The sequence below is a fragment of the Streptomyces sp. NPDC037083 genome, assembly GCF_055606485.1.
The window spans coordinates 576,905-585,105 of sequence record NZ_JBVJSQ010000005.1; the positions used below are offsets into that span (position 1 = coordinate 576,905).

Annotated in this window: 7 protein-coding genes; 6 read left to right on the forward strand and 1 reads right to left on the reverse strand. The window is 70.2% G+C overall.

All coding sequences use genetic code 11. The annotated features are described in order from the left end of the window. Positions 1-91: 91 nt before the first annotated feature. From ACZ7DE_RS17445 to ACZ7DE_RS17470, 6 genes are all read left to right on the forward strand, one after another. Complete coding sequence (locus ACZ7DE_RS17445; RefSeq protein ID WP_003991275.1) at positions 92-400, forward strand: hypothetical protein; 309 nt, start codon at positions 92-94, stop codon at positions 398-400. Between the two features lie 201 nt (positions 401-601). After that, positions 602-1,453, forward strand: coding sequence for a hypothetical protein (locus tag ACZ7DE_RS17450; RefSeq protein WP_470761993.1), 852 nt, complete (start codon positions 602-604; stop codon positions 1,451-1,453). Beyond that, a complete protein-coding gene (locus tag ACZ7DE_RS17455; RefSeq protein WP_470761995.1) occupies positions 1,443-2,783 on the forward strand; it encodes a hypothetical protein in 1,341 nt (446 codons plus the stop codon). Before ACZ7DE_RS17450 ends, ACZ7DE_RS17455 begins: the two co-directional genes overlap by 11 nt. Continuing rightward, positions 2,780-4,339, forward strand: coding sequence for an SCO6880 family protein (locus ACZ7DE_RS17460; protein WP_470761997.1), 1,560 nt, complete (start codon positions 2,780-2,782; stop codon positions 4,337-4,339). The genes ACZ7DE_RS17455 and ACZ7DE_RS17460 overlap by 4 nt, the downstream gene beginning before the upstream one ends. A 9-nt stretch (positions 4,340-4,348) precedes the next feature. Continuing rightward, the gene (locus tag ACZ7DE_RS17465) at positions 4,349-5,779 is read left to right on the forward strand and encodes an ATP-binding protein (RefSeq protein ID WP_470761999.1); all 1,431 of its coding nucleotides are present in this window, start codon (positions 4,349-4,351) and stop codon (positions 5,777-5,779) included. Positions 5,780-5,796: 17 nt separating this feature from the next. Then, entirely contained in the window at positions 5,797-7,428 is a 1,632-nt protein-coding gene (locus ACZ7DE_RS17470) for a type IV secretory system conjugative DNA transfer family protein (protein ID WP_470762001.1), read from the forward strand. A 38-nt stretch (positions 7,429-7,466) separates the two neighbouring features. Here the strand turns inward: ACZ7DE_RS17470 and ACZ7DE_RS17475 are convergent, their stop codons facing one another. Further along, positions 7,467-8,027 (reverse strand): GNAT family N-acetyltransferase, encoded by a 561-nt coding sequence (locus ACZ7DE_RS17475; RefSeq protein ID WP_470762003.1) that lies wholly within the window; start codon positions 8,025-8,027, stop codon positions 7,467-7,469. Between the last annotated feature and the right edge of the window lie 174 nt (positions 8,028-8,201).

The window sequence follows — 8,201 nt, forward strand, 5'->3', positions numbered from 1 at the left end:
TACGACGGCGAATTTGTCGGCGAGAATGAGACGTGACCTCTGCACACCGGCAGAGGAACTGCGGAACTACCCACCAGGGGCGGTGACTTACATGCTGTTTGCGGCCGACAAAGGCGACATCAACACCATCATCGGCGGGATCGCTCCGGACTGGGGGCCCTTCGGCAGCCTGGGCAACGAGGCCAAGGTGATGATCGAGGTCGTGATGGCGGTCGCCATCCTCCTCTGCCTCGGCATCGCCATCTGGGGCGCGGCCAAGCAACGTATCGGCGCGACTGCCCTGCGGGACACCTTCAGTGCGGAACAGGGCAAGGGCCTGATCATCGCGGGCCTGACAGGCGTCTTCATCATCGGCTCCCTCGGGACACTGTTCACGATCGTGTACGGCATGGCCGTGTAGCCGCGTCCCTCTGCTCCACCCCAGTCCCGTCCGGGCGCGCCCGGCCCGCCACCCCCACCCACCTGTCGTGCCCACCGGCTGAGGTTGCGTTTCCCTGATGTCCCTGATGTCGAGTCACCACACCGCGCCCGCGCGGGAACCAGCACGGCTACCGTCGTACTTCTACGCGTTCCGGTACGGCAACGAGGGGGCGTACCCGGCATGACTCCCGGCGACGAACACGACTACGGCGAATCCGCGCGCACCGAAGAGGGTCGCGGCTACGGCGGAACACGCCTGCGCCTGCCCGAGAACGACCCCTACGGCGGAGCCCGCAGAGGCAGCCGCTCGTCGTCCCGCAGTCTCGTCACCGTGGTCGGCGTCGTCGTCCTGCTGATCGCAGCGATCGCCTTCGCGAACCGTGGAGGGGACGATTCCGCTTCGACGTCCACGGCGGGCGGCGAAGCGGACAAGCCCGCCGCGACCAGCACAGCAGCCACGGGCACGAAGCCGGTGCGGTCCACGACCGGCGGCATTCCCGTCGGGTACGCCCACAATGCGCAGGGCGCCCAGAGTGCCGCGGCCAACTACGCCGTGGCGCTGGGTTCGGCGGACATGTTCACCACGGCCCAGCGGCACCAGATCGTGGACACCGTGTACGCACCGGACGTCGCCGCCGCCCGGCAGTCCGCGCTGGACGCGGCCTACTCGAACGAGACGTTCCTGAGCAACATCGGGCTCGACAAGGACGGCACCGCGCCGGACGACCAGACGTTCGTCTCCCGGGTCGTCCCGGTGGGCACCAAGGTCACCGCCTCCAGCGCGAGCGCTGCCACCGTCGAGGTCTGGTACACATCGCTCTTCGGTCTCTCCGGGGCAGCTTCGACCAACCCCGTGTCCGAGAGCTGGTTCACCACCACCTACCAGCTCGCTTGGACCGACAACGACTGGAAGGTCACCGACTTCCAGCAGAAGGACGGGCCCGTGCCGGTCGGGCGCGACCAGAAGGCCTCCACCGCCGACGACATGACGAAGGCCGTCGAGGAGTACGGAGGGTTCACCTATGCGCGCTAAGCACCTCTCACTCAAGGTGACGGCCGCTCTGGCCGCCCTTCAGGCCACGGCCGTGCTGCTGGCGACTCGTGCCGTCGCCGCGCCGTCGCCCAGCCCGTCGCCGTCCCCTTCCACGTCGCCGACCGACAGCGCCTGCAGCGAACTCATCCGAGGCCCTGCCAGGGACTACTGCGAGAAGGGCGAGAACCCCTCCTCCACCACCAACCCCGGCGTCTCCGACACCCTCGACCCGCTCTCCTCGCTCGCCAAGGGCTGTGCCGACGCCGCCTCCTGGACCGTCGACAAGCTCAGCGCGGCCGTGAAGGACACGGCGAACGTGGACTTCACCAACGAGCGGTTCCTCCAGCAGTACGCCGTGGTCTTCGCGGCCTCGACCGTCCTGACGCTGCTGCTGTGGCTGCTGGCCGTCGCCAAGCGGGCGGTGCGCGGAGTCCCCCTCTCCACCGCCATCGGCGAAGCCGTCGGCTTCCTCTGGCTCACCGTCCTGGCCTCCGCCTTCACCCCCCTGATCCTCTACACCGTCGTATCCGCCACGGACGGCATCACCGACGTCCTCGCGAAGACCACCGGCAACCAGACCGACACGTTCTTCGGCACCTTCTCCGCGGCCCTCGCGAAGGGCGAGAACATCGGCGGCGGCCCGATCATGCTGATCGTCGTGTCCCTGGTGTCGATCCTCGCCGCCGGAGTGCTCTGGCTGGAGCTCGTCATCCGCGCCGCGCTGCTCTACGTGGGCGCACTGCTCGGCACCGTCGTCTACGCGGGTCTGGTCGACAAGAACCTGTGGAGCCACGTCCGCCGCTGGGCCGGCATCATGATCGCCGTCATCCTGGTCAAACCGGTGATCGTGATCGTGCTCGGCCTCGCCGGGGCGCTGTCCGCCGGCGACGGCCCGAACGCCTTCTCCGCCGTCGTCTCCGGCCTCGCCATCATCCTGCTCGCCATCTTCGCCAGCGCGATGATCTACCGCTTCGTGCCCGGCTTCGGCGACGAGATCGCGAACGGCCGCAACAACCGCATCATGCAGGGGGCAGAGGGCAAGGCCGCGGCCGTCATCAGCTCCCCGGCGACCCTCGTCGCCCAGGGCATCAAGACGCACAGCACCCGTGCGGACAACAACGGCGGCGGCCAGTCCGGGTCCTCCGGCGCCCGCCCCTCCAACCCCGCCTCCGGCGGAGTCGCCGCGCACAGCTCGCGCACCTCGAACGGGGGCGGCGGATCTGTTCCCTCCGCCGCACCCGCCCCCCGCGCGGGCAGCCCGGTCAACACCCCGCACGCCAGCAACACCCGCAACAGCAGCAACAACCGCACGGGAGGTGAAGGGCGTTGACGACCGAGTCCCACGTGTCCCACGCGATCACGCCCCGCCGTACGTATCTGATCGGCCGTGCCAGGCCCAACGCGATCGTCGGCCGCAACCGCGAGACCGGCGAGATCGCGCTCATCGTCCTCGGCGCGTTCCTCGGCATGATGTGCGGCCTCCTCGTTCCCGTCCTCGCCCTGCGCATCGTCCTGCTGAGCGGCTTCCCGGTGCTCGCGGTGGCCGCGGTCTACGTGCCGTACAAGCACCGGACGTTCTACAAGTGGTTCGAGATCAACCGCAGCTACAAGCGCACCCTGCGCCGCGGGACCACCTACCGCTCGACCGCCGTGGAAGCCGGCACCCGGCTCGACGGCCAGGAGATCGAGGTCGGCCCGCCCCCGGGCATCGGCCGCATCAGCTGGCTGGCCGCCCCCTTCGGCCCCGACGAGATCGCCGTCCTGCTGCACGCCGACCGCCGTACGGTCACGGCCGCGATCGAGATCGAGGGCCCGGGCGTCGGCCTGCGCGACAGCGAGGACCAGGAGGCCCTCGTCGACCGCTTCGGCACCCTCCTCAAGCACGTGGCCAACGGCGACGGCTTCGTCACCCGCCTGCAGATGCTCGCCCGCACCCTCCCCGCCGACCCCGACGCCCACGCCAAGGACGTCGCCGTGCGCGGTGACGAGAAGTCCCCCGACTGGCTGGCCCGCTCCTACGACCAGCTGCAGTCCATGGTGTCCACGAGCAGCGAGCAGCACCGCGCCTACCTCGTCGCCTGTATGCACTACACCCGCGAGCTGGCCGCCGAGGCCCACGCCATGGCCCGCGCCGCCCGCCCCCAGTCCGGCCGCAAACTCGACCGCGACGCGGGCCTGGCCGTCGTCATGGCCCGCGAACTCACCGACATCTGCTCCCGCCTGCAGGAGGCGGACATCCGCGTCCGCCAGCCCCTGGGCCAGGGCCGGCTGTCCTCCCTCGTCCACTCCATGTACGACCCGGACCACCCGATCGACCACATCCAGGCGATGACCAAGCGCAACGCCTGGCCGGCCGAGCTGGACGCCATGGAGCCGACGTACCTGCAGGCCAAGACCCGCGAGTCGGCCACCCGGGCCCCCTGGTGCCACGCCACGGCCTGGGTGAAGGAGTGGCCGATGACCCCGGTGGGCGTCAACTTCCTGGCTCCCCTGCTGGTCCACACCCCGGACGTCATCCGCACGGTCGCCGTCACGATGGACCTCGAACCCACCGAGGTCGCCATCGAACGCATGCTGACGGAGAAGACGAACGACGAGGCGGAGGCCAGCCGCGCCGCCAAGATGAACCGCACCGTCGACCCCCGCGACGTCGCCGCCCACTCCCGCCTGGACCAGCGCGGCGAGGACCTGGCCTCCGGCGCGGCCGGCGTCAACCTGGTCGGCTACATCACCGTCTCCTCCCGCAGCCCCGAGGCACTCGCCCGCGACAAACGCACGATAAGGGCGTCGGCCGGCAAGTCGTACCTGAAGCTGGAGTGGTGCGATCGCGAGCACCACCGCGCGTTCGTGAACACCCTCCCGTTCGCCACCGGAATCCGAAGGTAGGGGCTTCACATGCGGGACCCGATGTCCGTCCTCACCGACGCCTTCACGTCCTTCCTGTTCGGCAAGGTGGAGACGACCCGCCTTCCGGTCCGCACCTCCACCGGCCAGGCCCAGGCGGTCTACCTCCCCACGGCCGCCCCCGGCCTCGGCGACTCCGGCGTCATCATCGGCCGCGAGGTCTACTCCGGGAAGGGCTACATCTACGACCCCTTCCAGCTCTACGGCCAGCAGCTCCCCGCCCCCCACTGGCTGGTCCTCGGTGAGTCGGGCAACGGCAAGTCGGCCCTGGAGAAGACCTACGTCCTGCGCCAGCTCCGCTTCCGCGACCGCCAGGTCGTCGTCCTGGACGCCCAGGGCGAGGACGGCGTCGGCGAATGGAACCTCATCGCGCAGGCGCTGGGAATAACTCCCATCCGGCTGGACCCGGCGGCAGCGCTGGACCACGGCATCCGCCTGAACCCCCTGGACCCGTCGATCACCACGACGGGCCAGCTGGCGCTGCTGCGCACGATCATCGAGGTGGCGATGGGCCACGGCCTGGACGAGCGCGCCGGCTTCGCGCTCAAGGTCGCCCACGCCTACGTCAACGGGACGATCGTCGACCGCCAGCCCGTGCTGACCGACATCGTGGAACAACTGCGCCATCCCGAGCCGGAGTCGGCGGAGGCGATGAACGTCGCCATAGACGACGTACGGGCCTGGGGCCTGGACGTGGCACTGGTCCTGGACCGCCTGGTCGACGGCGACCTGCGCGGCATGTTCGACGGTCCGACCACGGTCGGCATCGACCTGGACGCCCCCCTCATCGTGTTCGACCTGTCCCACATCGACCGCAACTCGATCGCCATGCCCATCCTGATGGCGATCGTCGGGGTCTGGCTGGAACACACCTGGATCCGCCCCGACCGGAAGAAGCGCATCTTCCTGGTCGAGGAGGCCTGGCACATCATCAACAGCCCGTTCGTGGCCCAGCTGTTCCAGCGCCTGCTGAAGTTCGGCCGCCGACTCGGCCTGTCCTTCGTGGCGGTCGTCCACCACCTGTCCGACGTGGTGGACGGAGCGGCCGCGAAGGAGGCGGCCGCCATCCTGAAGATGGCCTCGACCCGCACGATCTACGCCCAGAAGGCGGACGAGGCGAGGGCGACGGGCCGGGTGCTGGGCCTCCCCCGCTGGGCGGTGGAGATCATCCCGAGCCTCACGCCCGGCATCGCGGTATGGGACGTCAACGGCAACGTCCAGGTCGTCAAACACCTGGTCACCGAGACGGAACGGCCCCTGGTCTTCACCGACCGCGCGATGACGGAGTCCTCCGCCGACCACGCGGCCGCCGACGACGACGCGCTGCTCGCCGCCGAACTGGAACAGGAACGACGAGCGGCCGCGTTCATGGAACAGCACCTGGCCGACCTGGACGGCTCGTCCGAGTCGACGGTGGCCTAGGCAGGCAGGGGAGTGTCATGAGACCGGGTGACGAGCAGCGCCGTGACGGCCAGGGCGGCATCCCCGACGGTCTGCTGGTCGGCATTCTCGCCTTCCTGCTCGGCATGACGCTGCTGGTCTGGACGGCGACCGGCCTGGCAGCCCTCTTCGCCCACGGCTCCTGGCCCGCGGGCGTCACCTTCGCCCGCACCCCGCTGGCCATGCGCCACCTCGTCGGGCAGCCCCACGACATCCCCGGAGCCTGGCCGGAGGCCGAAGCGCCGACCCTCCCCGGCTACGGCCTGTTCTGGGGCCTGTTCGTCGGCCAGCTGATGATCCTCTTCGTCCTGACGGTGTTCGTCATAGGAACACTGGCCCGGTGGAAGGCGGTACGGGCGAGGAGACGCGCCGAAACCCCACTGACCCGCCACGAGGTACCGGTCCCACGGGGCGAAACCGGCCCGAGGCCCGGGGCGGAACAGGCAGCGGCCCGCCCGACAGCAGGCCAGGAGTCGCAACCACGGGAATCACGAGAGCCGCGGGAGTCACAGCAGCCGCAGGATGTGCGGGAACCGCAGGAGCCCCGGAATTCCTGGGAGTCGCGGGAATCGCGGGAGTCGCGGGAACCTTCGGTACCGGCGGCGATGGAGTCCCTCCCGCCGCAGCCCTCCCCGCCGCTCTCCCCGTCCCCCTCGCCCCTGGCGGGCGACACGCTGGTCGGGACCGGCTGGGAGCCGAGCCGCGGCGAGGGCGGGGTGCACTACGCCCCCGTGGAGGTCCGCCATGCGACCGCGGCCCAAGCCGTCCGCGACGCCGAGGGGCCCGCCCTCGTCCTCACCTCCAATCCCGCCCTCTGGCAGGACACCAAGGACGCCAGAGCGAAACTGGGCCCGGTCCACCTCTACGACCCCGTCCACCGCTGCGACACCCCCGCCCGCCTCCACTGGTCCCCCACCGCGGGCTGCGAGGACAAGGCCACCGCGGTGGCGAGAGCAGCCGCCCTCCTGTCCCCCGTACGCCCCACCGCCCGCCTGGACCAGGCGGTCGCCGAGACGGCCGAGACCCTCCTCCGCAGCTGTCTGCACGCGGCAGCCGTCGACGGCCGCACCATCCGCCACGTCCACCGCTGGTCCCAGGGCAACGGCATCCAGGAAGCGGTCCGCATCCTGCGTACCAACCCCAAGGCGGCCGCCGGCGCGGCCGGCGAGCTCGAGGCCGCCCTGACCGCGCACCCCGAACGCCGGGACATCGCCCAGGAACTGACCTCCCGCGCTCTCTCCGCCCTCTCCACGATCAACATCCGCGAGGCGTGCACTCCAAACCGAACTGACGCCCTCGCCTTGGATTCCTTCGTGGACGAAGGGGGAACGCTTTATGTGGTCGGCGAATCCCTTGAGGACCCCAGGACGAGCCCCGGAGCGATGCCCCTGCTCACGGCCCTCGTCTCGAGCGTGGTCGAGCGCGGCCGGCGCATGGCCGAACGGTCATCCTCCGGTCGCCTCGACCCACCACTGACCCTGGTCCTCGACGACGTCGCGGCCGTGGCCCCGATCCCCCAACTCCCGGACCTGCTGTCCACCGGAACGACCCGCGGCCTCCCCACGCTCGCCCTCCTCCGCTCCCGCGAACAGGCCCGCAGCCGCTGGCCGAACGCGGAACTGCCGGTCTGACGACCGAACGCGGAGCCGCCGGCATGTCCTGATCGGATCTACCTGACCGGGTCCCGGTCGGGCTCGACCACGAACTCCAGCTCACGCGCGTCCGGGTCTCCCGGCACCGGCACGACCACCTCACTCGGCAGAAAACCCGCCCTGCGGTAGAAGGCCTGCGCCCGCCCGTTGTCCTCGTGCACGAACAGCCGCACGCGCTCCACACCGCGCCCCCACGCCCACTCGACCGCGGCGTCGAACAGCACCTCGGTCAGTCCGATCCCGCGGTACTCGGGCCGTACGAACACCGCGACCACCTGCGCCTGCCGCCGATCGACCGGAAACCCCGCCCAGTCCGTCGTCCCGGCCTCCTCGACCAGCACGGTCAGCGTCGCGACCCACTCCCCGTCGGGAGCCTCGGCGATGATCTGCTGCGCCCCTTCTGCCCCTTCGGCGGCGCCGGCCGTCCGCTCCTTCCAGAACGAGTCCGGCTTCGCCTCGGCCGCCTCGTACGTCTCAAGGAAGGCCAGGTGCGCGACCGGATCGCGCAGCGCCAGGAGCCGCAGGCCCTTCGCTGCAGGCCACTCATCTGCACGCACGGACCGGATCACGTAGTTCATGCAGGTCACCGTAGTACCCGAGTACGACTCTCCTCATCCCGAATTCGCCGGCACCACAGAGCTGCGGATCCCTGAACGTACCCGGAACGCAGAAAACCCCCGCACCATGAGGTGCGGGGGTCTCCCACAATATTTGTTCGGCGGTGTCCTACTCTCCCACAGGGTCCCCCCTGC